Annotated in this window: 24 protein-coding genes; 23 read left to right on the top strand and 1 reads right to left on the bottom strand. The window is 71.9% G+C overall.

The features are described from left to right. Positions 1–7 precede the first annotated feature (7 nt). The 17 genes from murC to ACWEOZ_RS19125 all read left to right on the top strand — a co-directional run bounded on the left by murC (position 8) and on the right by ACWEOZ_RS19125 (position 19,388). Positions 8–1,426 carry a UDP-N-acetylmuramate--L-alanine ligase gene (gene murC, locus ACWEOZ_RS19205; RefSeq protein WP_451912030.1) on the top strand — a complete coding sequence of 473 codons (1,419 nt, stop codon included), beginning with the start codon at positions 8–10 and terminating at the stop codon, positions 1,424–1,426. Between the two features lie 16 nt (positions 1,427–1,442). Continuing rightward, the gene (locus ACWEOZ_RS19200) at positions 1,443–2,213 is read left to right on the top strand and encodes a cell division protein FtsQ/DivIB (protein ID WP_451912029.1); all 771 of its coding nucleotides are present in this window, start codon (positions 1,443–1,445) and stop codon (positions 2,211–2,213) included. A 281-nt stretch (positions 2,214–2,494) separates the two neighbouring features. Next, a complete protein-coding gene (gene ftsZ / locus ACWEOZ_RS19195; RefSeq protein WP_451912028.1) occupies positions 2,495–3,625 on the top strand; it encodes a cell division protein FtsZ in 1,131 nt (376 codons plus the stop codon). Positions 3,626–3,630: 5 nt separating this feature from the next. After that, positions 3,631–4,350 carry a YggS family pyridoxal phosphate-dependent enzyme gene (locus ACWEOZ_RS19190; RefSeq protein ID WP_451912027.1) on the top strand — a complete coding sequence of 240 codons (720 nt, stop codon included), beginning with the start codon at positions 3,631–3,633 and terminating at the stop codon, positions 4,348–4,350. A 221-nt stretch (positions 4,351–4,571) separates the two neighbouring features. Beyond that, a complete protein-coding gene (locus tag ACWEOZ_RS19185) occupies positions 4,572–5,261 on the top strand; it encodes a cell division protein SepF (RefSeq protein ID WP_433726689.1) in 690 nt (229 codons plus the stop codon). A 23-nt stretch (positions 5,262–5,284) separates the two neighbouring features. After that, positions 5,285–5,590 (top strand): YggT family protein, encoded by a 306-nt coding sequence (locus tag ACWEOZ_RS19180; RefSeq protein ID WP_203762600.1) that lies wholly within the window; start codon positions 5,285–5,287, stop codon positions 5,588–5,590. 57 nt (positions 5,591–5,647) lie between these two features. Further along, the gene (locus tag ACWEOZ_RS19175; RefSeq protein WP_451912026.1) at positions 5,648–6,469 is read left to right on the top strand and encodes a DivIVA domain-containing protein; all 822 of its coding nucleotides are present in this window, start codon (positions 5,648–5,650) and stop codon (positions 6,467–6,469) included. Between the two features lie 42 nt (positions 6,470–6,511). Beyond that, the gene (locus ACWEOZ_RS19170) at positions 6,512–7,285 is read left to right on the top strand and encodes a hypothetical protein (protein ID WP_451912025.1); all 774 of its coding nucleotides are present in this window, start codon (positions 6,512–6,514) and stop codon (positions 7,283–7,285) included. Between the two features lie 536 nt (positions 7,286–7,821). Then, positions 7,822–8,088: a DUF167 domain-containing protein gene (locus tag ACWEOZ_RS19165; RefSeq protein ID WP_451912110.1), complete on the top strand. Its 267-nt coding sequence runs from the start codon at positions 7,822–7,824 to the stop codon at positions 8,086–8,088. Next, complete coding sequence (locus tag ACWEOZ_RS19160; protein WP_451912024.1) at positions 8,085–9,596, top strand: potassium/proton antiporter; 1,512 nt, start codon at positions 8,085–8,087, stop codon at positions 9,594–9,596. The genes ACWEOZ_RS19165 and ACWEOZ_RS19160 overlap by 4 nt, the downstream gene beginning before the upstream one ends. 411 nt (positions 9,597–10,007) lie before the next feature. Further along, the gene (locus ACWEOZ_RS19155) at positions 10,008–10,430 is read left to right on the top strand and encodes a TraR/DksA family transcriptional regulator (protein ID WP_360547991.1); all 423 of its coding nucleotides are present in this window, start codon (positions 10,008–10,010) and stop codon (positions 10,428–10,430) included. After that, positions 10,427–11,014 (top strand): signal peptidase II, encoded by a 588-nt coding sequence (gene lspA / locus ACWEOZ_RS19150; protein WP_451912109.1) that lies wholly within the window; start codon positions 10,427–10,429, stop codon positions 11,012–11,014. Before ACWEOZ_RS19155 ends, lspA begins: the two co-directional genes overlap by 4 nt. A gap of 85 nt (positions 11,015–11,099) precedes the next feature. Beyond that, positions 11,100–12,026 (top strand): RluA family pseudouridine synthase, encoded by a 927-nt coding sequence (locus ACWEOZ_RS19145; protein ID WP_360547987.1) that lies wholly within the window; start codon positions 11,100–11,102, stop codon positions 12,024–12,026. Positions 12,027–12,053: 27 nt separating this feature from the next. Further along, on the top strand, positions 12,054–13,085 hold the full coding sequence (locus ACWEOZ_RS19140; RefSeq protein ID WP_451912023.1) for a hypothetical protein: 1,032 nt from the start codon (positions 12,054–12,056) through the stop codon (positions 13,083–13,085). A 213-nt stretch (positions 13,086–13,298) separates the two neighbouring features. After that, a complete protein-coding gene (locus tag ACWEOZ_RS19135) occupies positions 13,299–14,849 on the top strand; it encodes an AAA family ATPase (RefSeq protein WP_451912022.1) in 1,551 nt (516 codons plus the stop codon). 83 nt (positions 14,850–14,932) lie between these two features. Further along, positions 14,933–18,469, top strand: coding sequence for a DNA polymerase III subunit alpha (gene dnaE, locus ACWEOZ_RS19130; protein WP_451912021.1), 3,537 nt, complete (start codon positions 14,933–14,935; stop codon positions 18,467–18,469). A 58-nt stretch (positions 18,470–18,527) separates the two neighbouring features. Beyond that, positions 18,528–19,388 (top strand): hypothetical protein, encoded by an 861-nt coding sequence (locus tag ACWEOZ_RS19125; RefSeq protein WP_451912020.1) that lies wholly within the window; start codon positions 18,528–18,530, stop codon positions 19,386–19,388. Here ACWEOZ_RS19125 and ACWEOZ_RS19120 read toward each other — a convergent pair. Next, on the bottom strand, positions 19,303–20,013 hold the full coding sequence (locus ACWEOZ_RS19120) for an LON peptidase substrate-binding domain-containing protein (protein WP_451912019.1): 711 nt from the start codon (positions 20,011–20,013) through the stop codon (positions 19,303–19,305). The two genes, ACWEOZ_RS19125 and ACWEOZ_RS19120, sit on opposite strands and share 86 nt — an antisense overlap. A 148-nt stretch (positions 20,014–20,161) precedes the next feature. Here ACWEOZ_RS19120 and hisD point away from each other — a divergent pair, with 148 nt between their 5' ends. From hisD to ACWEOZ_RS19090, 6 genes are read left to right on the top strand one after another with little or no spacing between them, the layout of a single operon-like run. Further along, entirely contained in the window at positions 20,162–21,472 is a 1,311-nt protein-coding gene (hisD, locus tag ACWEOZ_RS19115; protein ID WP_451912018.1) for a histidinol dehydrogenase, read from the top strand. Then, a complete protein-coding gene (locus tag ACWEOZ_RS19110; protein WP_451912017.1) occupies positions 21,469–22,533 on the top strand; it encodes a histidinol-phosphate transaminase in 1,065 nt (354 codons plus the stop codon). Before hisD ends, ACWEOZ_RS19110 begins: the two co-directional genes overlap by 4 nt. Beyond that, entirely contained in the window at positions 22,530–23,141 is a 612-nt protein-coding gene (gene hisB, locus ACWEOZ_RS19105; RefSeq protein ID WP_451912016.1) for an imidazoleglycerol-phosphate dehydratase HisB, read from the top strand. The genes ACWEOZ_RS19110 and hisB overlap by 4 nt, the downstream gene beginning before the upstream one ends. After that, positions 23,138–23,308 (top strand): hypothetical protein, encoded by a 171-nt coding sequence (locus ACWEOZ_RS19100; protein ID WP_451912015.1) that lies wholly within the window; start codon positions 23,138–23,140, stop codon positions 23,306–23,308. The genes hisB and ACWEOZ_RS19100 overlap by 4 nt, the downstream gene beginning before the upstream one ends. After that, positions 23,308–23,946, top strand: coding sequence for an imidazole glycerol phosphate synthase subunit HisH (gene hisH, locus ACWEOZ_RS19095; protein WP_451912014.1), 639 nt, complete (start codon positions 23,308–23,310; stop codon positions 23,944–23,946). The genes ACWEOZ_RS19100 and hisH overlap by 1 nt, the downstream gene beginning before the upstream one ends. After that, positions 23,943–24,263, top strand: a complete 321-nt coding sequence (locus ACWEOZ_RS19090; RefSeq protein ID WP_451912013.1) for a hypothetical protein — start codon at positions 23,943–23,945, stop codon at positions 24,261–24,263. The genes hisH and ACWEOZ_RS19090 overlap by 4 nt, the downstream gene beginning before the upstream one ends. The last annotated feature ends 6 nt before the right edge of the window (positions 24,264–24,269 follow it).

Raw genomic sequence — 24,269 nt, 5'->3', positions numbered from 1 at the left:
TGGTCCTGTGAACACGGCGGAACTGACGCCGGCCGGCGAGTTGACCGCCGAGCAGCTGGGCACCGTCCACCTCATCGGCATCGGTGGCGTGGGCATGGGCGGCCTGGCCCGGCTGCTGCTGACCCGGGGTGTCCCGGTCTCCGGCAGCGAGCTGCGGGAGTGGCCGGCCCTGGCCGCGCTGCGCGCGCTCGGTGGCACGGTGCACATGGCGCACGAGGCGTCCAACCTCGACGGCGTCGACACGGTCGTCTACTCGACGGCGATCCCGCAGGACCACGTCGAGATCGTCGAGGCCCGCCGGCGCGGGCTGCGGGTGCTGCACCGGTCCGAGGCGCTCGCCGCCGCGATGACCGGGCGCCGCACGATCGCGGTGGCCGGCACCCACGGCAAGACCACCACCACGTCGATCATGACGGTGATCCTGCAGCACGCCGGCGAGGACCCGTCGTTCGTGATCGGCGGCGAGATCTCCGCGGCCGGCTCCAACGGCCACCACGGCTCCGGCAGCTACTTCGTGGCCGAGGCCGACGAGAGCGACAAGTCGTTCCTGATCTACCGGCCGCACGTCGCCATCATCACCAACATCGAGGGCGACCACCTCAACAACTGGGGTGACCTGGCGGGGCTCAAGGCGGGCTTCCTGGAGTTCGCCGAGCTGACCGACCCGGACGGCTTCGTGGTCACCTGCGCCGACGACGAGGGCGTGCAGGAGCTGATCGCTTCGCTGCGGGCCGCCGGTCGCACGGTCTACACGTACGGCGAGTCCGAGGGCGCCGACCTGCGGATCACCGACGTGGTGTCCTCCGTGCAGGGCGTGCGTTACCAGGCCACCCTGGACGGCAAGCCGCTCGGCGAGATCGCGCTGGCGCTGCCCGGCCGGCACATGGGCCTCAACGGCGCCGCGGCGGTGCTGACCGCGATGCGGCTCGGCATCCCCCTGCAGAAGATCACCGAGGCGCTCAGCTCCTTCCCGGGGGTGCGGCGACGGTTCGAGCGCAAGGGCACGGTCGCCGGGGTGCGCGTCTACGACGAGTACGCGTACCACCCGACCTCGGTCAAGGCGGCTCTGCGCACGCTGCGCGAGGTGGCCGGGGACGGGCGGCTCGTGGTGGTGTTCCAGCCGTACCGCGTCTATCGCACCCGTGACCTGCAGACCGAGCTGGCCGAGGGGCTGGCCCTGGCCGACGAGGTGATCGTCATGGAGGTCTTCGGCCCCGGCGAGCAGCGCGGTCCCGGTGAGGGCGGCGTCGCGCTGACCGCGGCCGTCGACCTGCCGGCGGAGCACAAGGTCTTCGTGCCGTCCTGGGAGGACGTGCCGGCCGAGGTGCTGCGGCGCAGCCGGCCCGGTGATGTCGTGGTCACCATGGGCGCGCCGCCGATCTCGATGATGGGTGACGAGTTGCTGGCCGCCCTGGCCGAGGCCTGACCGGACCGGAGGACCCATGAGCGACGGCGGGGGCGGGCGCAGCTGGCGGCTGGTGCGGGCGGACACGGATGCCGTGCCGACCTCGGTCCGGCGGTTCATGGCCCGCGCCCGCCGGCGCAAGCTGCGTGCGGCGCTGCCCTGGGCGGTCGCGGCGGGCGTGCTGCTGGTCGCGGGGGCGGTCGCCTGGATCGTGTACGGCACGTCGGTGCTCGGCGTACGCCAGGTCGAGGTGGTCGGCACCGATTCGCTCACGCCGCTGCAGGTCGAGGAGGCTGCCGCCGTACGGATGAAGCAGCCCCTGGCCGGCGTCGACCTGGACCGGATCCGGGGCCGGGTGGAGGGCCTGCCCGCGGTCGACCGGGCCGTGGTGTCCCGCAGCTGGCCCGGGACCGTCGTAATCGAGGTCGTGGAGCGCACGCCGGTCGCCGTCGTGGCGGCGGGCAAGAATTTCACCCTGATCGACGGTGAGGGCGTCGCCTACCGCACGGTCTCGCGGCGCCCGCCCGGCCTGCCGCTGGCGCAGCTCACGGCGCCCGGCCCCGACGACATCAACACCCGGTCGGCGCTGACCGTGCTGTCGTCGCTGACCGCGGAGCTGCGCGAGCAGGTCGTCTCGATCTCCGTGCTGGCCCCCGCGCAGGTGCGGCTGGGGTTGCGCAAGGACCGCGAGGTCTTCTGGGGCGACGAGACGCAGAGCGAGCGCAAGGCTCAGGTGGCGACGGTGCTGCTCGAGCGCAAGGGCGACACGATCGATGTCAGTGCCCCGGATGTAGTGACCATCCGCTAACCGGACAAAGACGGCTGAACGGCGCATTCCGTCCAAGGTTACGGCTGAGTCGGATACTCGCCACGTAAGCGGACGCCGACACGCCGCGTCGGTCCTTGGTTGTCGCCTGTCCGCCGCTTACGTTGCCCCGAGAGGTTCGAGTAGTTGACATAACACTAAGCCTCTAGTAGAGGGTGAGGGTTTCCTCGCCCTCCCTTGTACGGCGCGGGTATCGATGGCGGTTCTTGGCCGGACCGCTGGGGCCCTCGACACCCACAACCCTGAAGGGAAGGCTGAGCCCGATGACACCTCCGCACAACTACCTTGCGGTCATCAAGGTCGTCGGCATCGGCGGCGGCGGCGTCAACGCCGTGAACCGCATGATCGAGGTTGGGCTCAAGGGAGTCGAATTCATCGCGATCAACACCGATGCGCAGGCGCTGCTGATGAGCGACGCCGACGTCAAGCTCGACGTCGGCCGCGAACTCACCCGGGGCCTCGGCGCCGGCGCGCAGCCGGACGTCGGCAAGAACGCCGCCGAGGACCACCGCGACGAGATCGAGGAAGTCCTCAAGGGCGCCGACATGGTCTTCGTGACCTGCGGCGAGGGCGGCGGCACGGGCACCGGTGGCGCGCCCGTGGTCGCCAACATCGCCCGCAAGCTGGGCGCCCTGACCATCGGCGTGGTGACCCGGCCGTTCTCGTTCGAGGGCAAGCGCCGCCAGGTGCAGGCCGAGGCGGGCATCGACGAGCTGCGCAACCAGTGCGACACCCTCATCGTGATCCCGAACGACCGGCTGCTCGCCCTGGGCGACCGCGGCATCAGCATGATGGACGCGTTCCGCCAGGCCGACCAGGTGCTGCTCTCCGGCGTGCAGGGCATCACCGACCTGATCACCACCCCGGGTCTGATCAACCTCGACTTCGCCGACGTGAAGAGCGTGATGAGCGGCGCGGGCAGCGCGCTCATGGGCATCGGCAGCGCGCGCGGCGACAACCGCGCCGTCGAGGCGGCCGAGAAGGCCATCTCCAGCCCGCTGCTGGAGCAGAGCATGGACGGCGCGCGCGGCGTGCTGCTCTCCATCGCCGGCGGCTCCGACCTCGGCCTGTTCGAGATCAACGACGCGGCCCAGCTGGTCACGGACGCGGCCCACCCGGACGCCAACATCATCTTCGGTGCGGTCATCGACGACGCGCTGGGCGACGAGGTGCGGGTCACGGTCATCGCCGCGGGCTTCGACGGGGGCACGCCCTCGTACAAGCCGGCTGAGCCCGCTCGCAAGGTGGTCCAGCAGGCGGCACCGCCCGCGGTCACGCCGTCCTCGCCGGTGCCGGTGACGCCGCCGGCGCCGCCTGCCGCGACCACCCCGCCGCCGCGCCGGGTTCTCTTCGACGACGTGGACGTGCCGGACTTCCTGAAGAACGGCTCCTGACAGCTTTGGGACAAGGGGCGCGCCGCGACGAGCTGGCAGCCTCGCTGGACGAGGTGCGCCGGCGGATCGAGCGTGCCTGCACGGCGGCCGGCCGCGACCCCGGGTCGGTGACCCTGGTCGCGGTGACCAAGACGTACCCGGCGAGCGACGTGGAGTTGCTCGCCGGGCTCGGCGTCACCGACGTCGGGGAGAACAAAGATCAGGAAGCGGCGGCCAAAGCGGCGGCCGTGACGGCGGCACTGCGCTGGCACTTCGTCGGTCAGTTGCAGCGCAACAAGGCCAAGTCGGTGGTCACCTACGCCGACGTCGTGGAATCGGTGGACTCGACGCGCCTGGCCGGGGCGCTCGCCCCGGCCGCGGCCCGGCTCCGCGACCGCCCGCTGGACGTGCTGGTGCAGGTCAGCATCGACGGTGATCCCGACCGTGGCGGGGCAGTGGCGGACGGCAGCGATCCCGATCGTGACCTGTGGCGGGTCGCGGCGGCGGTCGAGGCGGCCGAAGGGCTGCGGCTGGGTGGCGTGATGGCGGTGGCGCCGCGCGGGTGGGAACCGGCCCGGGCCTTCGAGGAACTGGCCGGCCTGGCCGCCCGGCTGCGGTCCGATTATCCGGACGCGACGGACATTTCGGCCGGCATGAGCGGTGACCTCGAGCAGGCGGTCCGGCACGGCGCGACACACGTACGGATCGGCACTTCTTTGCTCGGGATGCGAAACACGCTGCGGTAGCCTTGCGGCGGGCAGCAAACTACATACGTGTTGTTTACGCGCGACGTGCCTCGGCCGACGCGCCCGGACGACGCAGCGTCGCAGCGGGCCGCGGTCATGTTTACCGAACGCGGGATCCGTGCAAGGGGGGACGCGGCACGCCGAGGGGGCGCGGGCCGCACAGCGGACGGAGGTGGGGGCATGGACGAGCGGTTCGGCGCCGAGCAGGGGCGGGTGACGTCATGAGCGCTTTGCGAAAGGCCGGCGTGTGGCTCGGCCTCGTGGAAGAGGACGACCAGTACGACGACCGCTACCGCGACGGTGGCGGCTACCGCGAGCGTGAGCGCGACCGGGACCGCGACTCCGGTTACCGCTACGCCGACGAGTTCGCCGACGAAGAGGACGACGTCGAGGAGGCACCCGCGCTGCCGCGGGCCCGCCAGGAGCGCAGTGGCCGCCTGGAGCGCGCCGCCGCCCGCCTCGACCTCGACCGGGACGACCACGACCGGCCGGAACGGCAGGAGCGCGCCAGCGTGCGCTCGATCACCCGGCCGCCGGCGCCGGTCGCCGAGCCGACGGGCTACTCCACCCGCGACAACCTCGCGCTCGCCCCGCAGACCCAGGTGCACCAGCGGGTCGTCGAGGAGGACCAGCGCTACCAGATCACCACGCTGCACCCGACCACGTACCGCGAGGCGCGCACCATCGGCGAGCACTTCCGCGACGGCGTACCGGTCATCATCAATCTCACCGAGATGGATGAAGGGGACGCCCGCCGGCTGGTCGACTTCGCCGCCGGGCTGGCTTTCGGTCTGCGCGGTACGATCGAGCGCGTGACCAACCGGGTTTTCCTGCTCTCACCGGCCAACGTCCAGGTCACGGCAGAGGACAAGGCCAAGATCGCTGAGGGCGGTTTCTTCAACCAGAGTTGACCCTAACGAGGGACCCGCCTGACGTGCTGTCGATCGTGTTTCAGATCATCTATCTGCTGCTCTATGTGTTCTTCCTGACCCTGCTCGCCCGGTTCGTCCTGGGTGCGGTGCTGCAGTACGGGCGTCGGTGGCAGCCGGGCCGAGGGGCGTCGGCGGCATTGGAATCGGTGTGGAGCGTCACTGATCCACCCCTCAAGGCGTTGAGGCGTGTGATCCCACCGCTTCGAATTGGTACCGTGAGTTTGGACCTGGCGTCCCTGGTCCTGCTGGTTATCCTGTTCGTGCTTTTGAACTTCGTGTTAGCGCGTCTGATCATCGCGTTCGCGTGACAGCGTCCGCCTGATCGACTGCGCCCCACGCGGCCGCAACTGACCCGAGGAGTTTCGATGCCGCTGACCCCGGCGGACGTGCACAACGTCGCCTTCAAGAAACCCCCTATCGGCAAGCGGGGGTACGACGAGGAGGAGGTCGACGCCTTCCTGGACGAGGTCGAGCGCGAACTCGCCCGTCTGATCGAGGAGAACAACGAGCTGCGCGCCCAGGTGGAGCGCGGCGGTCGGGGTGGCGCACCAGCCGGCCCGAGCGCCGACCCGCGGCTGGCGGCGGAGCTCAACGAGATGAAGGCCCAGCTCGACCGGGTGCAGCGCGACAAGTCTGCCGCTGAGCAGGCTGCCCGGCAGATGCAGGCCGAGCTGGAGCAGGTCCGGGCCCAGGGCCCGGTCGGCGCCGGTGCCGGAGCCCCCACGGGCGCCGACGGCGAGCAGCAGGCGCTGCGCGTGCTGATGATGGCCCAGCGTACGGCCGACGACCACGTGTCCGACGCCCGCCGCGAGGCCGACAAGCTTCTCTCCGACGCCCGCTCCAAGGCGGAGGAGGTCACCCGCGAGGCCCGCGCCAAGGCGGACGCCCTGGAGCGCGACGCGCGCCAGCGGCACCAGGAGGCCATGGGCGGCCTGGACGCCAAGCGGTCGGCGCTGCAGAAGCACATCGAGGAGCTCAAGCAGTTCGAGCGGGAGTACCGCACGCGACTGAAGGCGTACCTCGAGAGCCAGCTGCGCGACCTCGACGGTCGTGGCCAGGGCCTCGAAGCCGAGATGACCCGCGCCGACGCCAACCGTTCGGTCGGCGGCTCCGGTGGCCTCGCGGCCGCGGGCCTCGCCGGCTCGTACGGCGGCAGCCGCGCCAACTCCATCGAGACCGGCCGCTGAGCCTCGGCTTGCGGAACGGTCGCACAGCGGCGGGGATGAGCCATGATCGTTGTTAGTCTGCTGCTCATCCTCGTCGCCGTCACGCTGCTCGTGCTCGGCCTCGTGGGCGGGTCGAGCACCCTGTTGATCAGCTCCATCGTCGCCAGCCTGCTGGCCGCGGTGGCCCTGGTCATCGGCGCCCGCCAGGCCTCGGCCGCCCGGCGCGCGGCAATGGCCCCGGCCGGCGATGCCGCACGCGCGGCCCGCCGCCGCCCGGAGCCGGACGCCGACTCCGCCTACGTGGCGGGCCTCCCGGACGACTCCGACGATTCCGAGGCCGCCTACGCGGCCGGCCGGCAGGACGCGGAGGAAAATCTCCCGGGCCCGGACGCGACCCAGCGGGTGCAACCGGACGCCGACCTCTACGACTACGACGACGCCGCGGCCGGCCGGCCTTCCTCGGGTCAGACGGCCGGCCCGGCGCCGACGGAACCGGCACCGGACCCCACGGACTACGAGCACGCCGCGAGCCTGATCGGCGGCGCTCGCGCGGACGACCAGTCCCCGGGAGAGTTCGACGAGCCGGACCCGGACGACCCGGACGACGAGCCCCTGCCCCAATCGGTCCGCCCGGCGGACGCGGTACGGGTGGCCAGCCTCGACGCCGAGGTCCTGGTGGTCGACGGCCGGCCCCGGTACCACCTGGCGGACTGTTCGCACCTGGTGGGCCGGTTGACCGAGGGGCTGCCGGTGGCTGAGGCGGTTGAGCTCGGGTTCAGCCCTTGCGGGCTGTGCCGGCCGGTCGACCGGCTGGTCGCCGCGGCCGCCCGCCGCTGACCATCCCACCCGGCGCGGTGGCAGCGCGGTTGCTGCCGACCGGGCTGCGTCTGAGTCGTCAGACTCGCCGCGCGGTTGCTGCTCCCGTAACGGTCGTCCCGGCTCGATCTTGGCACCACTCCGATCCGGCACCTCGACCTTTGTCCGAGCGGGGTGACGGGCCCTTCTCCCTCGTCCGGCCGCCTGGCGACGGGCATTTCGGCCTTGTCCGGCGGTCGGTGACCGGCACCCTGGGCGTGTCCCGGGGTTGGGGGAAAGGCGGGGTCGGGGAGGGCACGGCCGACGGAAGGCCGGGTTGGAAGAGGGACGGCCGGGGCGAGGCAGGGCCGGGGAGGACGAGGCGGGGAGAAGGCGGGGCTGGGGTAGGCGGGGCTGGGTGGAGCGGTGGCGGAACGTCTGATTTGGTGGCGTCTGGATGATCGGCACAATGGGGCATGGCCAAGCGGCGCGTCCCCCCACCCGATCCGGCCACCGACCGACCCGGCGCGAGCCGGCCGCGAGCTGCTCACGGCGGCAGCGGTGAGGGGCGGGTCGTCGTGGTTCGGGTGCGGCCGGGCGCCGGGCGTACCCGGGTCGGTGGGCGTTATGAGGGGCCGCACGGGCCCGCGCTGATCGTCGCCGTCGGGGCGCCCGCCGTCGATGGGAAGGCTACTGAGGCCGTTCGGCAGGCGCTGGCCGCTGCGCTCGGGGTCAAGGTCCGGGACGTTGTGCTCAAGGTCGGCGCCACCAGCCGGGACAAGGTTTTTGCGGTCGCCGGGGATGTCGGGGAGCGGTTCGCCGCCCTGCGTGACGGCAGCACATGACCGGCGGGCTCGACCTCGCGCTGCTTGTCGGCGCCGCTGTGCTGCTGGTCGCCGTCGGTGCTGTCCGGCTCTCCACCCGGCTCGGACTGCCCAGTCTGCTGGTCTACCTGCTGATCGGGGTGGTCATCGGGGAGGCCGGGTTCGGGATCCGGTTCGATGATGCCGAGCTCACCCGTACCCTCGGGTTCTGCGCCCTGATCATGATCATCGCCGAGGGTGGGCTGACCGCCCGCTGGAGCACGCTGCGGCCGGTTCTGGGGTTGTCGGCCACGCTGGCCACCCTCGGGGTGGCCGTGAGCATCGCCGTGGTCGGCGTCGTCGTGCATTTCGTGCTCGACGTGGACTGGCGCCTCGCCCTGCTCTACGGCGCGGTGCTCTCGTCCACCGACGCCGCCGCGGTTTTCGCCACCCTGCGGGTGTTGCGGCTGCCACCCCGGCTGGTCGCCACGCTCGAGGCCGAGTCCGGCATGAACGACGCCCCGGTGGTCCTGCTGGTCGTCCTGCTGTCGGCCACTGCCGGGATGACTCACCCCTGGTGGTACGAGCTCCTGATCGTCGGCTACGAGCTCGCCGCCGGCGCCGCGATCGGGCTGGCCGTGGGGGCGACCGGGCGCTGGCTGCTGCGCAATGCGGCCCTGCCGTCGGCGGGCCTCTATCCGATCGCGGCGGTCGCGCTCACCTTCCTGGCGTACGCGGCCGGCGCCGTCGCCCACGCCTCCGGTTTCCTCGCCGTCTACGTGGCCGGGGTGGTTCTCGGCAACGCCCGCCTGCCGCACCGTCAGGCCATTCTCGGGTTCGCCGACGCGCTGGCCTGGGTCGCCCAGATCGGCTTGTTCGTGCTGCTCGGGCTGCTCGCCTCGCCGGCCCGGCTGGGTGAGGCGCTGGTGCCCGCACTGGTTGTCGGGTGCGCGCTCGTGCTGCTGGCCCGGCCGCTGTCCGTCTGGATCTCGGCGCTGGCCAGCCGCAGTTTCCGGGAGCTGGGCCGGTCCGGGCGGACGTTCCTGTCCTGGGCCGGGTTGCGCGGGGCGGTGCCGATCGTGCTGGCCACCATCCCGCTGTCCAGCGCGACGCCCGGGGCCGGGACGCTCTTCGACGTGGTGTTCGTGCTGGTGATCATCTTCACGCTGGTGCAGGCCGGCACGCTGGCGCCGGTCGCCCGGCTGCTGCGCATCACCGCGCCCGCCGAGGCCATCGAGATCCAGGTCGAGACCGCACCGCTGGAGCAGATGCACGCCGACCTGTTACAGCTCGACGTGGCGCCGGGGTCGCGGCTGGCCGGGGTGCACATCGACGAGTTGCGGCTGCCGGTCGGTGCGGTGGTGACGCTGGTGGTGCGGGAGGGCGCGGGCTTCGTGCCGGGTCCGGACACCCGGCTGCGGACCGGCGACGGCCTGCTGATCGTCACCACGGCGGCTGCCCGGGACCTGGCCGAGCGGCGGCTGCGGGCGGTGAGCCGGCGGGGGCGGCTGGCCCGCTGGTTCGGTGAGGACGGCCGCGACCGATCCTGAGCGCGGGGTTGTGGCCGGTTTTCGGGCGGTGTCGGCGTTTGGTCTTGTCTGGCGATTCGGCTGCGTCGATTGGCCCACCCGCCGCCGGCGAACCCGGAGCGAGCGGCAGGTGCGAACGAGGCGGGTGCGGTCGTCGGGTATCCGACGAGGGGCGTACGGGGGATTCGTCCGGGTTAATCCGTCACCGGGCCGGTGCGCCGTGTTGTCGCTGCTCTTCACGTTCCGTATCCTTGCCACCCTCCGGAGTGCGCGGCGATCCATGGCCGCGCCGTTTGTGCACGTGGGGGCAGGTGCACGGGTCGCGTGGGGGCGCGGCCGGGGCGCCGATACGGGACGGGTGGCCGACCACGTCCCGATGACCGCTGGAAGACCGCCGATTCGCCGCGTGCAGCGCGGCTCAGGGGAGCGACGATGGCCAAGGCAACCGACACCAGGTCCGCGTCGACCGCGAAGGCCGCGCCCGCCAAGGCGCGCAGCGCGGCGGAGACCGAGAAGATCCGCGTCGCGCTCGTGGAGCGCCGCGACGAACTGCAGGCCGAGTACGACCAGACGCTCAGCGAGATCACCGAGCTGCAGCGTGACCGGCTCACCGACTCCGCCGGTGACGACGAGGGCGACCGGGGCACCAAGACCGGGGAGCGTGAGCAGGAGATCACTCTGGCCAACAATCTCCTCGACCGGATCACACAGGTGGAGCGCGCCATCGACCGGCTCGGGACGGGCAACTACGGTTGGTGCGAGCGATGCGGCAACGCCATCCCCGTCGAGCGGCTGGCGGCGTTCCCGGTCGCGACCCTCTGTGTGTCCTGTAAGCAGTTGGAGGAACGACGCTGAACGCCGACGAGGCTGCGGGTGGCACCACGGCGACCGCTTCCGGGCCCGGGGCTCTCTCCGGGTTCGGTCGCCGCGCTGTGGCTGTGCTCGCCATCACCGCCCTGCTCGCCGTCGTGCTCGACCAGGTCGTCAAGGAGCTCTGCACCAACGGGCTGACCGAGGGCGAGCCGGTCCGGATCCTGGGCGGACTGGTCTACCTCTCGCTGCTGCGCAACAGCGGGGCCGCGTTCAGTCTCGGCAGCGGTTACACCTGGGTCTTCCCGCTGGTCACGATCCTGGTGATCGGCTGGATCGGCTACATGGCCCGCAAGCTGCGCTCGGTGCCCTGGGCGATCGCGCTCGGGCTGGTGCTCGGCGGTGCGCTCGGCAACCTGGGCGACCGGCTGTTCCGGGCGCCCGGGCCGTTCCAGGGACACGTCGTCGACATGATCAGCCTGTTCGGACCGTACGGGGAGTACTTCGCGGTCTTCAACATCGCCGACAGCTGCCTGTCCGTCGGCGTCGTCCTCGCCGTGCTGCTGGAGCTCACCGGGCGCCAGCGCGACGGCAGCAGGGCCTCCTCCAGGAAAGCCGAGACCGCATGACCGACTGCACCGAGCCGCGCCGAGGGTGCGCGGGTCGCGACCGTGACGGCGAGGGCCAGAAGGGCATGCGAAAGGTGGGCTCCGCATGACCTCCCGTTCCTTGCCCGTGCCGGACGGTCTGGACGGCATGCGTCTCGATCAGGCCGTGTCGCGCATCTTCGGCCTGTCCCGCACCGCCGCCGCGACGCTGGTCGAGTCCGGTGACGCCCTCGTCGACGGCATCCCGCGGCCGAAGTCCGACAAGGTCTCCGCCGGTTCGTGGCTCGAGGTCACGCTGCCGCCGCCGGTGACCGCGCCGACGCTGGAAGCCACGCCGGTGCACGGCATGAAGATCATCTACAGCGACGACGACATCGTCGTGGTGGACAAGCCGGTCGGCGTGGCCGCGCACCCGAGCCCGGGCTGGACCGGCCCGACGGTCATCGGCGGCCTCGCCGCGATGGGCCAGAACGTCGCGACCAGCGGCGCCGCCGAGCGTCAGGGGGTCGTGCACCGCCTCGACGTCGGCACCACCGGGCTCATGGTGGTGGCCAAGAGCGAGCTGGCCTACAGCGCGCTGAAGCGGGCGTTCAAGGAGCGCGAGGTCGACAAGCGCTACCACGCGGTCGTGCAGGGCCACCTGGACCCGCTGCGCGGCACGATCGACGCGCCGATCGACCGGCACCCCACCGCCGACTACCGGTATGCGGTGATGAACGGCGGCAAGCCCAGCGTCACCCACTACGACACGCTCGAGGCGTTCCGCTCGGCCAGCCTGGTCGACGTCAAGCTGGAGACCGGCCGGACCCACCAGATCCGGGTGCACTTCTCGGCGATGCGGCACCCGTGCGTCGGCGATGTCACGTACGGCGCCGACCCGACCCTGTCCGCGCGGCTCAAGCTGGGCCGGCAGTGGCTGCACGCCCGCGAGCTCGGCTTCCTCCACCCCCGTACGCAGGACGAGGTTCGTTTCGTCAGCGACTACCCTGACGACCTGGGGTACGCACTGGACGTGCTCCGCGACGCGAGCTGACGACCGCCGTCTGAGGGGGCGACCTCGATGAGGACAGGGGACAGGGTGCTGCCGCCGCTGACCCGCGGCCTGTCCCGCATCGGCACGGCCCCGTCCCGGTTGCGGATCCTCAGCGGGCTGGCCGTGGCGTCGGTGACCGCCCTGCTCATCGCCGTGGTCTGGGCAGCCGACCACGGCCCCGAGACGGTCGATCCCAGCGGTGACGTGGTGCGGGTCGGGGTGGTCGAGGGCCAGTCCGTCTCCGGCTATCTGCGCTCCAGCCGCGGCGAGCTGGCCGCGCTGCTGCCCTCGTCGGGTTCACCGGTGGCGGGGGAGACGTGGGCGCTGGTCAGCCTGCGGGCGTACCTCCCGCCGGACAAGCTGCAGGCGACCCTCGCCGGGGTGCCGGTGGCCGAGGTCTACGCCCGGGCGCCCCTGCCGGGGGTACGCACCCCAGTGGTCAAGATCCCCGTCTACCGGATGCCGCAGGACGTGGTGACCGGCATGCTCAACGCCGCTCTGGCCCGTGACCAGGAGCAGGCCGACTATCACAAGCTGGGCGACGAGCTCGAAGGCGACGGCGTCGACCAGATCAGGCTGCGCCGGGCGTACGAGAACGCCGCGCAGATCGCCGCCTCGGAGGCCGCCGCCTACCGCGCCCATTGCGCCTGTGTCTTCGCCGCCGTGGTGCGGGCCACGCCGGCCGTGCTGGAGGACCTGGCCGGCCGGGCCGAGGTGCGGGTGGTCGATCCGGCCCCCGAGGTCCGCAGCCTCGACCGTACGGAGTTCCGCCCGGTCCGGCCGGAGCAGACCACCACGGTCCCCGACGATCCGGAGTCGGGTGCGCCCACCGTGCCTTCGCGGTCGCGCAGTGTTGCCCCCGCCCGCCCCGCGCCACTACCCTCATCGACCGGGGCTGCTGTGACTTCGGCCTCACCCGACGGCCCCGTCCTGGGGTCCGGTCCGTCTGCCCCGGCAGTTCAGGAGAGCGCTGCCGTTGCCTCCGCGTCACCCGTGGGACCGGGTCCCGGCCAGCCGCCGGCCGCCTCAGGAGCATCTCGCGACGCTTCTGGGCGTTGACATCCTGAACGACCGAGTCCTGTGGTGCGTACGGGTAGGTGCACGTGCACGTGGTTTCTGCCACTTGGTGATCAAGACCGCCGGGCATTTGCGGGTTCGGGGTGTGGCCTGAATAGGGTTGGCGTCCGTAGCCTGTCGGAGAACGGGCGGGCCCGTCAGGGCATCGGACAGGCGTCGTTGGGGCACATCGAGTAATCGCTGGGAGGACGAGCCGTGGATGGGACCGAGACCGGCTGGGGCCGGCCTGCGGAACCAGCCCCGCGTTGGCGGGCGCTGCTCGATCGTGCCCGGCATGGGTCACGGACGGCCGACGAGGCCGACACCGATCGTGATGATGCGGAGGCCGAGGCCCGCCGTCCGGCGGGCGGTCAACCGCTGCCCGGACGTCCCGCCCGGCCCTTCAACCCGCTCGATCCCCGGCAGAGCGATTCCCGGCAGAGCGACCCGGCCCGTGGTGCCTTCGACCAGCGGCCGCCGGAGCGCCGCCCGGTCAACCCGCTGGATCCGCGCCGTCCCGGCCGCGCCGGTCTGGGCGAGCGACTGGGCCAGTCCGAGCCGTTGGCGCCGCCGCTCGACCCGCGGCCGATGGATCCGCGGCTGGGTGAGCCGCGTCCCGACCCCCGGCCGATGAATCCGCTCGCGGAGGCCCGCCGCCAGTCGCGGATCGGCGAGGGCTTCCAGTCCCGGTCCGCGCCGGAGGAGCCGCACAGCTTCTTCAATCCCGCCACCCGGTCCGTACCCGCGTCGATCGGTCGGGTCACGCCCGAGCTGGCGCCTCCGCCGCCGAGCCGGGGTGCCGCCTCGGTCGGGTCGGCGTCGGTCATGCCGCCGCCGCCGGTGGCCCCCGCGCCGCCTCCGCCGGCCCTGCAGCCGCCGCCCACCCTGCCCGCGACCACCGCGCCCATGCCGACCTCGCCCGCGCCGGCGCGCATCGAGTGGCGGCAGGCCCGGCCCGAGCAGGAGGACCGCGCGGTCTCGGTGCTGCGCCGCAAGCTCGGCAAGCCGCGGGTGCTGGCGTTCGCCAACCCCAAGGGCGGCGTGCACAAGACGACCGCCACCGTGCTCGCCGCGGCCACCATCGGCAGCGTGCGGGGCCGGGGCGTGCTCGCCTGGGACGACAACGAGCTGCGCGGCACGCTGGGCCTGCGGGCCGGCAGTGCCCGGCACGCGCGCACGATCCGGCACCTGGTCAGCGAGCTGCTCGAGATCGAGAACATGCACGGCGAGCAGATGATGTCGCACCTGGACGACTTCCTGCGGCACGCCTCCGACGGCTCGTACGACGTGCTGGCCGGCGAGGAGAATCCGCGTTTCGCCCAGCGGCTCGACCAGAGCACCGTGCGCCGGGTGATGGACCTGCTGCGCCGCACCCACGACGTCATCTGCGTCGACACGGGCAACAACGTCGAGAGCGTCAACTGGCAGACCGTGATGCGCAGCGCCGACCAGCTGGTGATCACCACGGTGCCGCGGGAGGACGCCGCGTTCACCGCCGACTGGATGCTGGACGTGCTCAACGAGACCGGCATGGAGGATCTGGTCGCCAACGCGGTGACGTTGATCTCCTGCCCGTCGCCCGGCAAGCTGCCGCTGCTGGACGATCTGGCCAAGCATTTCGCCACCCGGACGCGGGCCGTCGCGGTGGTCCCGTACGACCCCGCGCTCGAGGTCGGGTCATCGATCGAGTACAGCGTGCTCCAGCCGGAGACGCGGCAGGCGTGGCTGCGCGCCGCGGCTGTGATGATCGAGCCATTCGCCGAATAGATCGGGTGTCAGCGGTGCCTTGCCGGGCCGCGCCGGACTAGGCTCTGGCGAGTCCGGAAACGCTGCGGTTAAGGGGGCCCTGGGTGTCTGACTCGTTCGTGCATCTCCACGTGCACACCGAGTATTCGATGCTCGACGGCGCCGCCCGGGTCAAGGATCTGCTCGCCGAGGCCAACCGCCTCGGCATGCCGGCCGCGGCGATCACCGACCACGGCAACATGCACGGGGCGTACGACTTCTACAAGCAGGCCACGGCGGCCGGGGTCACCCCGGTGATCGGTGTCGAGGCGTACGTCGCCCCCGAGTCCCGGCTGACCAAGAGCCGGATCAAGTGGGGCCGCCCGGAGCAGAAGGGCGACGACGTCGCCGGTAACGGCGCCTACACCCACATGACCATGTGGGCCCGTAACGCCGTCGGGCTGAAGAACCTCTTCCGGCTCAACTCGCGGGCCTCCATCGAGGGCCAGCTCGGCAAGTACCCGCGGATGGACTTCGACATCATCGCCGAGCACGCCGAGGGCATCATGGGCACCACCGGCTGCCCGTCCGGCGCCGTGCAGACCCGGCTGCGGCTGGGCCAGTTCGACGAGGCGCTCAAGTCCGCGGCGATGTACCAGGAGGCCCTCGGCCGGGAGAACTACTTCCTCGAGATCATGGACCACGGCCTGTCGATCGAGAAGCGGGTCCGCGACGGCCTGCTGGAGATCGGCCGCAAGCTCGCCATCCCGCCGCTGGTCACCAACGACTCGCACTACACGCACGAGGCCCAGGCCGAGGCGCACGACGTGCTGCTGTGCGTGCAGACCGGCAGCAACGTCGCCGACCCCAACCGGTTCCGTTTCGACGGCGCCGGCTACTTCGTCAAGTCGGCCGACCAGATGCGCGCGGTCGACTCGTCCGACGCCTGGCTGGAGGGCTGCCGCAACACCCTGCTGGTGGCCGAGCGGGTGGACACCGACGGCATGTTCTCGTTCAAGAACCTGATGCCCCGCTTCCCGGTCCCGGACGGGCACACCGAGGAGTCCTGGTTCCGCCACGAGGCGTTCGAGGGGCTCAAGCGCCGCTTCCCCGGCGGCATCCCGGAGACGCACCTCAAGCAGGCGGAGTACGAGCTCGGGATCATCATCCAGATGGGCTTCCCGTCGTACTTCCTCGTGGTCGCCGACTTCATCCAGTGGTCCAAGCGCAACGGCATCGCGGTCGGTCCGGGCCGTGGCTCGGCCGCCGGCTCCCTGATCGCGTACGCGATGGGCATCACCGACCTGGACCCGCTGCCGCACGGGCTGATCTTCGAGCGCTTCCTCAACCCGGAGCGCGTGTCCATGCCCGATGTCGACATCGACTTCGACGAGCGCCGGCGCGGCGAGGTCATCCGGTACGTGACCGAGCGCTGGGGCGAGGACAAGGTCGCCCAGATCGCCACCTTCGGCACGATCAAGGCCAAGGCCGCGATCAAGGACTCGGCCCGGGTGCTGGGTTACCCGTACGCGGTGGGCGACCGGATCACCAAGGCCATGCCGCCCGCCGTGATGGGCAAGGACATCCCGCTCTCCGGCATCTTCGACAAAGACCACAAGCGCTACAGCGAGGCCGGCGAGATCCGTGCGCTGTACGACACCGACCCGGACGTCAAGAAGGTCATCGACACCGCCCGGGGCATCGAGGGCCTGATCCGGCAGACCGGCGTGCACGCGGCCGGCGTGATCATGAGCGCCGAGCCGATCATCGACCACATCCCGCTGATGCGGCGCCCGGCCGACGGCGCGATCATCACGCAGTTCGACTACCCGACCTGCGAGACCCTCGGCCTGCTCAAGATGGACTTCCTGGGCCTGCGCAACCTGACGATCATCGACGACGCGGTCAAGAACATCGAGCTCAACCACGGCAAGAAGATCGACCTGCTGGCCCTGCCGCTGGACGACAAGCCGACGTACGACCTGCTGGCCCGCGGCGACACGCTGGGCGTGTTCCAGCTCGACGGTGGCCCGATGCGCTCGCTGCTGCGGCTGATGAAGCCCGACAACTTCGAGGACATCTCCGCCGTGCTGGCGCTCTACCGGCCCGGCCCGATGGGTGCCGACTCGCACACCAACTACGCGCTCCGCAAGAACAAGCTGCAGGAGATCACCCCGATCCACCCCGAGCTGGAGGAGCCGCTCGAGGAGATCCTCGGCCCGACGTACGGCCTGATCGTCTATCAGGAGCAGGTGCAGCGCGCCGCGCAGAAGCTGGCCGGCTATTCGCTGGGCCAGGCCGACCTGCTGCGCCGGGCCATGGGTAAGAAGAAGCGCGAGGTCCTCGACAAGGAGTACGTCTCCTTCCGCGACGGCATGAAGCAGCGCAACTACTCCGACGCCGCGATCAAGGCTCTCTGGGACGTCCTGGTCCCGTTCGCCGACTACGCCTTCAACAAGGCCCACACCGCCGGGTACGGCCTGGTCTCCTACTGGACCGGCTACCTCAAGGCCAACTATCCGGCCGAGTACATGGCCGGCCTGCTCACCAGCGTCGGTGACGACAAGGACAAGATGGCGATGTACCTGGCCGACTGCCGGCGCATGGGCATCCAGGTGCTGCCGCCGGACGTCAACCAGTCCGCCGGCCCGTTCACCCCGGTCGGCAAGAACATCCGCTTCGGCCTGGCCGCGGTCCGCAACGTCGGGCACAACGTCGTCGACGCCATCGTGCGCTGCCGCAAGGAGAAGGGCGACTACGGCGACTTCTACGAGTTCCTGTCCAAGGTGGACGCCGTCGCCTGCAACAAGAAGACCGTGGAATCGCTGATCAAGGCCGGTGCCTTCGACTCGATGGGGCACACCCGCAAGGGCCTGCTGGCCGTGCACGCCGAGGCGATCGACGCGTACGCCGACGTCAAGAAGAACGAGGCGGCCGGGCAGTTCGACCTGTTCGCCTCGTTCGGCGAGGACTCCGGCGCGGGCAGCGCGGCCACCGTGGCGATGCCCACGATCACCGACAGCGAGTGGGACAAGCGCGACAAGCTGGCCTTCGAGCGCGAGATGCTCGGCCTCTACGTCTCCGACCACCCCCTCGCCGGTCTCGAACAGCTGCTGCACAACTCGGCCGACACGACCATCGCCGCCCTCAACGAGGAGGGCTCGGTGCCGGACGGGCAGGTCGTCACGCTCGCCGGCATCCTCACCGGGGTGCAGCGCCGGATCACCAAGCAGGGCCGGGCCTGGGCGTCGGCCACGCTGGAGGACCTGGCCGGCGGCGTCGAGGCGCTGTTCTTCCCGAACACGTACGAGGTGATCGGCCAGTACATCGCCGAGGACGCCATCGTCATCGTCAAGGGCCGGGTCGACCGCCGCGACGACACCCCGCGGATCATGGCGATGGACATGTCGATGCCGGACGTGACCCACAACCCGGACAGCAAGCCGATCACCCTGACCATGCCGATCACCCGGTGCACCCCGCCGCTGGTCGACGAGCTCAAGGAGATCCTGGTCAGCCACCCGGGCGACGCCGAGGTGCACGTCCACCTGCAGAACGGCAGCCGCACCACGATCTTCCGGCTGGGTGCGGTGCGGGTGGCTCCGACGCCCGCGCTGCGGGCCGACCTGAAGATGATCCTCGGTCCGTCGGCGGTCCTCTGATGCCCGCTGCGGCGGTGCTCGGCACCGGGCGCACAGGCGGACCTGGCAGGATCGGGGAGTGAACCCCAGCCAGGAGCCGGGCCCCCAGCGCTATGAGCAGGGCCAGCCGTATGAGCAGGGCCAGCCGTATGAGCAGGGCCAGCCGTATGACACGCCGGCCTACCCGTACGGCGAGCCCGTCGACGCCATGGGCTGGATGCCGGTGCGGCCGAAGCGGCGGCCGTTACGCCGTACCGTGCTTGTCGCGGTCTTGATCACGGCCGCGATGGCCGTCGCCGGCGCCCCGCTCGGCCTGCTCTGGTCCTGGCTCTCGCCGACCATCCCGGTGATCAACGCCGGGCAGAACGGCATCGTGGTCAACGACCCGTCGCCGGAGGAGTACATCGCGGCGGACGCCTGGTTCACCCTGATCGGTTTCGCCTTCGGGCTGCTCGCCGCCGTGCTGATCTGGCTGGTCCTGCGCCGCGACCGGGGTCCCGGCCTGCTGCTCGGGGTGACCCTGGGCGGACTGGCCAGCACGCTGGTGATGTGGCAGGCCGGCCGGCTGGTCGGGCTGTCCGCCTGGAACGACTGGCAGGACAGCTCCACCGCCGGGCAGACCTACGACCGGCCGCCGGATCTGCACGCGCACGGCGCGCTGCTGGTGGCCGCCTTCGCCGCGGTGATCGTGACCACGCTGCTGGCCGGCTGGTCCAACGATCCGGACCTGGAGCTCCCCGGGGCCAGGCCGGGCTACGGCCACGACCTGCCGGGCGGGCCCTATGCGGGCGGGCCCGGCTCGGCCGAGCCCCACGCGGGCGGGTTCGGTTCGGAAGGTTCCGGGTCGGGCGGCTTCAGTTCGGGCTCACCGGCCGGGCCAGATCCGACAGCGGCACCGGCACCGCCCGCACCTTGGCCAGCAGACCCGCCTCGCGGTTGAGCAGCCGCAGCTCGGTGCGCAGCCGGGTGGCGGTGTCGACCGCGCCCAGCAGCTCCTGGCGCTCCTCGGTGGTGAGCTGCGCGGTCGCCGCGACCAGGTGGGAGAGCACGGTGGGGTCCTCGGGGACCTGGTCGAGCACCTCGGAGTCGGGCCGCAGCAGGTCCAGGTAGGTGCGGAAGGCGGTCAGCACCCGCGGGGCGAGCAGCGCCGACACCGGATCGCCGCTCTCCTCGTCGGGCAGCCACTCCACCTCGGCGGTCAGGTACGGATGGGTGTCCGCCGCGATCGCGAGCACCCGGAAGCGCCGGCGGCCGACCGTGACGATGTCGAAGCGGCCGTCGGGCAGCTCGGTGACCTGGCGCAGCTCCGCCGTGCAGCCGACGGCGTAGAGCTGCTCAGGGGTGATCGCCGCCTCGTCGGCCGGGCGCTCGGCGTCACCCTCGGCGGTGGCGACCTCCCAGCCGTACCGGAGGGTCACCACCCCGAACTCGTGCGGTTCGTCGTCCGTCGTCGCGACGAGATCGCGCACGAGCGTGCGGTATCGCTCCTCGAAGATGTGCAAGGGCAGCACCAGGCCGGGAAAGAGCACCGTGCCCAGCGGGAAGACCGGGATAATCGCGCCCACGGTGCGAGCGTATCGGCCCGGTAGCTGTCCGCGCGCGCCCCGTCCCGGTGATCTTCATTTCGCTGCGGCGCAAAAGTGGCAAAGGCCTCCTTCCCAGTGCCTGGAATGCCGCCCGGGGGCCGGCCGCAGGGCCGCCTAGACTTGACCCGTGCTGAATCGGATCGACCTGCGCGGCTCCCGTCGGGACCCCCGCGGTCTGCTGCCCCGTGCCCAGCTCGACGTGTCCGCTGCCGTCGAGAAGATCCGCCCCGTCGTGACGGCGGTCCGCGAGCATGGGTTCTCGGCGATCCGGGAGGCCACGGAGAGATTCGACGGCGTCGTGCTGGAGCGGCTGCGGGTGCCGGTGGCCGCGATCGCCGCCGCCGCCGAGGAGCTCGACCCCGACGTCCGGGCCGCCCTGCTGGTGGCCATCGAGCGCGCCCGCAAGGTGCACGGCGACCAGCGGCGCACCGACGTCACCACCCAGGTCGTGCCCGGCGGCAGCGTCACCGAGCGGCACGTCCCGGTGTCCCGCGTCGGCCTCTACGTCCCGGGCGGCCTGGCCGTCTATCCGTCCACCGTGGTGATGAACGTGGTGCCCGCCCAGGTCGCCGGCGTCGAGTCGCTGGTGGTGGCCAGCCCGCCGCAGCCGGAGAACGCCGGCCTGCCCGACGCCCGGGTGCTGGCCGCGTGCGCACTGCTCGGCGTCGAAGAGGTGTACGCCGTCGGTGGCGCCCAGGCCATCGCGATGCTCGGCTACGGCTCGGACGGCGCCGACGAGACCGACCGCTGCGAGCCGGTCGACGTGATCACCGGCCCGGGCAACATCTGGGTCACCGCGGCCAAGCGCCTGCTGCAGGGCACGGTCGGCATCGACGCCGAGGCCGGCCCGACCGAGATCGCGATCCTGGCCGACGACACGGCCTCGCCCGCGCACGTCGCGGCCGACCTGATCAGCCAGGCCGAGCACGACCCGGTCGCCGCCAGCGTGCTGGTCACCGACTCGCCGGAGCTGGCCGAGGCGGTCGAGGCGCAGCTGGCCGTGCAGGTGCCGGCGACCAAGCACGAGGCCCGGGTGCGCGAGGCGCTCGGCGGCCGCCAGTCCGGCATCGTCCTGGTCGACGACCTGGAGCAGGGCCTGCGGGTGGTCGACGCGTACGCGGCCGAGCACCTGGAGATCCAGACCCGCGACGCCCGCGCGTGGGCGATGCGGGTGCGCAACGCCGGGGCCATCTTCGTCGGCGCCTACTCGCCGGTCTCCCTCGGTGACTACGCCGCCGGTTCCAACCACGTGCTCCCGACCGCCGGCTGCGCGCGGCACTCCTCCGGCCTGTCCGTGCAGTCGTTCCTGCGGGGCATCCACGTGGTCGAATACGACGAGGCGGCGCTGCGCGACGTCGCCCCGCACGTGGTGGCGCTGGCCAACGCCGAGGACCTGCCGGGCCACGGGCAGGCCGTGACCGCGAGGTTCACCTCGTGACCACGATCGACGACCTGCCGATCCGGGACGACCTGCGGGGCAAGTCGCCGTACGGGGCGCCGCAGCTCGACGTCGCGGTGCGGCTCAACACCAACGAGAACTCGTACCCGGTGCCCGACGCCGTGGTGGAGGCGATCGGCAAGGCCGTGCAGGCCGAGCTGCGTGACCTCAACCGCTACCCGGACCGGGACGCGGTCGCGTTGCGGGCCGACCTGGCCGACTATCTCGGCCACGGGCTGGGCACGGCGCACGTCTGGGCGGCCAACGGCTCCAACGAGGTCCAGCAGCAGCTGCTGCAGGCGTTCGCCGGTCCTGGCCGCACCGCGCTGGGCTTCGGCCCGTCGTACTCGATGCACCCGCTGCTGGCCGCCGGCACCGGCACCCGCTGGATCGGCGCGCTGCGCGACCCCGACTTCGGGCTCACCCCGGAGTCGGCGGTCGAGCAGATCGACCGGCACGCGCCGGACCTGGTGTTCCTCTGCTCACCCAACAACCCGACCGGCACGGCCCTGGACCCGTCGGTGGTCGAGGCGGTGCTGGCCGCGGCGCCGGGCATGGTCGTCGTCGACGAGGCGTACGCGGAGTTCGCCCGGCCCGGCACGCCCAGCGCGCTCGCGTCGCTGCCCGGCCACCCGCGCCTGGTCGTCACCCGCACGATGAGCAAGGCGTTCGGCTTCGCCGGCGGGCGCCTCGGTTATCTCGCGGCCGACCCGGCCGTGGTCGACGCCGTCCAGCTCGTCCGCCTGCCGTACCACCTGTCGTCGCTGACCCAGGCGGCCGCGCGGGCCGCTCTCGCCCACCGCGCCGCCCTGCTCGTCACCGTCGACGCGATCAAGGAGCAGCGCGACCGGATCGTCACCACCCTGCGGGCGCGGGGGATCCGGGTCGCCGACAGCGACGCGAACTTCGTGCTCTTCGAGGTCGGCGGCGATCAGCACGTGGCCTGGCAGCGCCTGCTGGACCGGGGTGTGCTGGTCCGCGACGTCGGCCTGGCCGGCTGGCTGCGCGTCACCGCGGGCACCGCATCCGAAACCGACGCCTTCCTGGGAGCACTGCAGTGACCCGAACAGCGCGCATCGAGCGCGTCACCAAGGAGACCAAGGTGCTCGTCGAGATCGACCTCGACGGCACCGGCAAGGGCGACCTGGCCACCGGCGTGGGGTTCTACGACCACATGCTCAACCAGCTCGCCAAGCACGGCGGCTTCGACCTGACCGTGCGCACCGAGGGTGACCTCGAGATCGACGCCCACCACACGATGGAGGACACGGCCATCGCCCTGGGTGACGCCTTCGCGCGGGCGCTCGGCGACAAGGCCGGCATCCGGCGGTACGGCTCGGCAACCATCCCGATGGACGAGGTGCTGGTCCGCGCGGCCGTCGACCTGTCCGGCCGGCCGTACGTAGTGCACGAGGAGCCGGAGCTGGCGCCGTACATCGGGCCGGTCTATCCGACCAGCATGACCCGGCACATCTTCGAGTCGTTCGGCCACGCCGCCAAGGTGACGCTGCACGTCAGTGTGCTGCGGGCGGCCCGTGACGGCGGCAAGGCGGACGCCCACCACGTGGTCGAGACGCAGTTCAAGGCGTTCTCGCGGGCGCTGCGCGAGGCCGTGGAGATCGACCCGCGCAACGCCGGCGCGCTGCCGTCGACGAAGGGCGTGCTGTGAGCAGCATCGTCCCGATCCTGCTGCTCGGGCTGGGCGGCATGCTCGTCGGCGGGGTGATCTCGCTGTCCCGGCAGGGCGCCACCAAGTTCAGCGTCGGCCTGGTGGCCGCGCTGGCGGTGCTGGCGCTGGCCGGTGGCGTCCTCTGGCTGATCCCGGGAGACAGCTGATGAGCAATGTGGTGATCCTGGACTACGGCTCCGGAAATCTGCGGTCCGCCGAGCGGGCGGTCGCGCGCACCGGGGCCGACGTGACGGTGACCGACGACCTGGCCGCCGCGGCCGACGCGGACGGCCTGGTCGTGCCCGGGGTGGGCGCCTACGCGGCGTGCATGGCCGGCATCGAGAAGCTCGGCGCGGGCCCGGTCATCGCCGAGCGGGTCGCCGCCGGCCGGCCGGTGCTGGGCATCTGCGTCGGCATGCAGATCCTGTTCGAGTCCGGCGTCGAGCACGGCGTCGAGACCCGGGGGCTGGGCCTGCTGCCGGGCGCGGTGACCCGGCTGGCCGCCCGGCGCATCCCGCACATGGGCTGGAACACGGTGTCCGTGCCGGACGGGTCGGTGCTGCTCGACGGGCTGTCGGCGACGACCCGGTTCTACTTCGTCCACTCGTACGCGGCGTCGGACCTCGGTGCGCTGCAGGCCGTCGGGGCCCGGGTGACGACGGCCGCGCACGATCAGCCGTTCGCCGCTGTCGTGGAGCACGGCTCGCTGTCGGCCGCGCAGTTCCACCCGGAGAAGTCCTCCGACGCCGGATACGCGCTGCTGAGCAACTGGGTGTCGGGTCTGCCCTCTGCCGCCGTACGGTGAGCAAGGAGCGCGCCCGGCGGCGGGCCGAGCGGCTCGCCGTGCTGGAGAAGGAGAAGGCCGTCCGGGCCCGCCGGTCCACCCGGCGGCAACGCCGCCGCGCCCTGGTGCGTTCCCTCAAGCTCAAGCGCCGCCCCAGCTCCGGCACCCTGCACCGGCGCAGCCGGGCCCAGCGCACCGGCATCGCGATCATCCCGTTGATCGCGGCGCTGGCCGTCTGGTTCCTGGTGCCGGAGCTCGCGCTGCGCCTGGTGCTCATCGCCATGATCGTCCTGGTGCTGCCGGCCCTGGTGGTCGTCGTGCTGGGCCGCCGTTTCTGACCGTTC

Source organism: Actinoplanes sp. NPDC004185 (genome assembly GCF_053603475.1).
Note: the sequence above shows the minus strand (reverse complement) of the source record. Positions and strands in the feature narration are given on the sequence as shown.

Bases quoted from the DNA above. Each gene is read 5' to 3' on its own strand.
- ACWEOZ_RS19200 (WP_451912029.1), top strand. From the start codon at position 1,443: ATGAGCGACGGCGGGGGCGGGCGCAGCTGGCGGCTGGTGCGGGCGGAC.
- ftsZ (WP_451912028.1), top strand. From the start codon at position 2,495: ATGACACCTCCGCACAACTACCTTGCGGTCATCAAGGTCGTCGGCATC.
- ACWEOZ_RS19185 (WP_433726689.1), top strand. From the start codon at position 4,572: ATGAGCGCTTTGCGAAAGGCCGGCGTGTGGCTCGGCCTCGTGGAAGAG.
- ACWEOZ_RS19175 (WP_451912026.1), top strand. From the start codon at position 5,648: ATGCCGCTGACCCCGGCGGACGTGCACAACGTCGCCTTCAAGAAACCC.
- ACWEOZ_RS19170 (WP_451912025.1), top strand. From the start codon at position 6,512: ATGATCGTTGTTAGTCTGCTGCTCATCCTCGTCGCCGTCACGCTGCTC.
- ACWEOZ_RS19160 (WP_451912024.1), top strand. From the start codon at position 8,085: ATGACCGGCGGGCTCGACCTCGCGCTGCTTGTCGGCGCCGCTGTGCTG.
- ACWEOZ_RS19155 (WP_360547991.1), top strand. From the start codon at position 10,008: ATGGCCAAGGCAACCGACACCAGGTCCGCGTCGACCGCGAAGGCCGCG.
- ACWEOZ_RS19145 (WP_360547987.1), top strand. From the start codon at position 11,100: ATGACCTCCCGTTCCTTGCCCGTGCCGGACGGTCTGGACGGCATGCGT.
- ACWEOZ_RS19140 (WP_451912023.1), top strand. From the start codon at position 12,054: ATGAGGACAGGGGACAGGGTGCTGCCGCCGCTGACCCGCGGCCTGTCC.
- hisH (WP_451912014.1), top strand. From the start codon at position 23,308: ATGAGCAATGTGGTGATCCTGGACTACGGCTCCGGAAATCTGCGGTCC.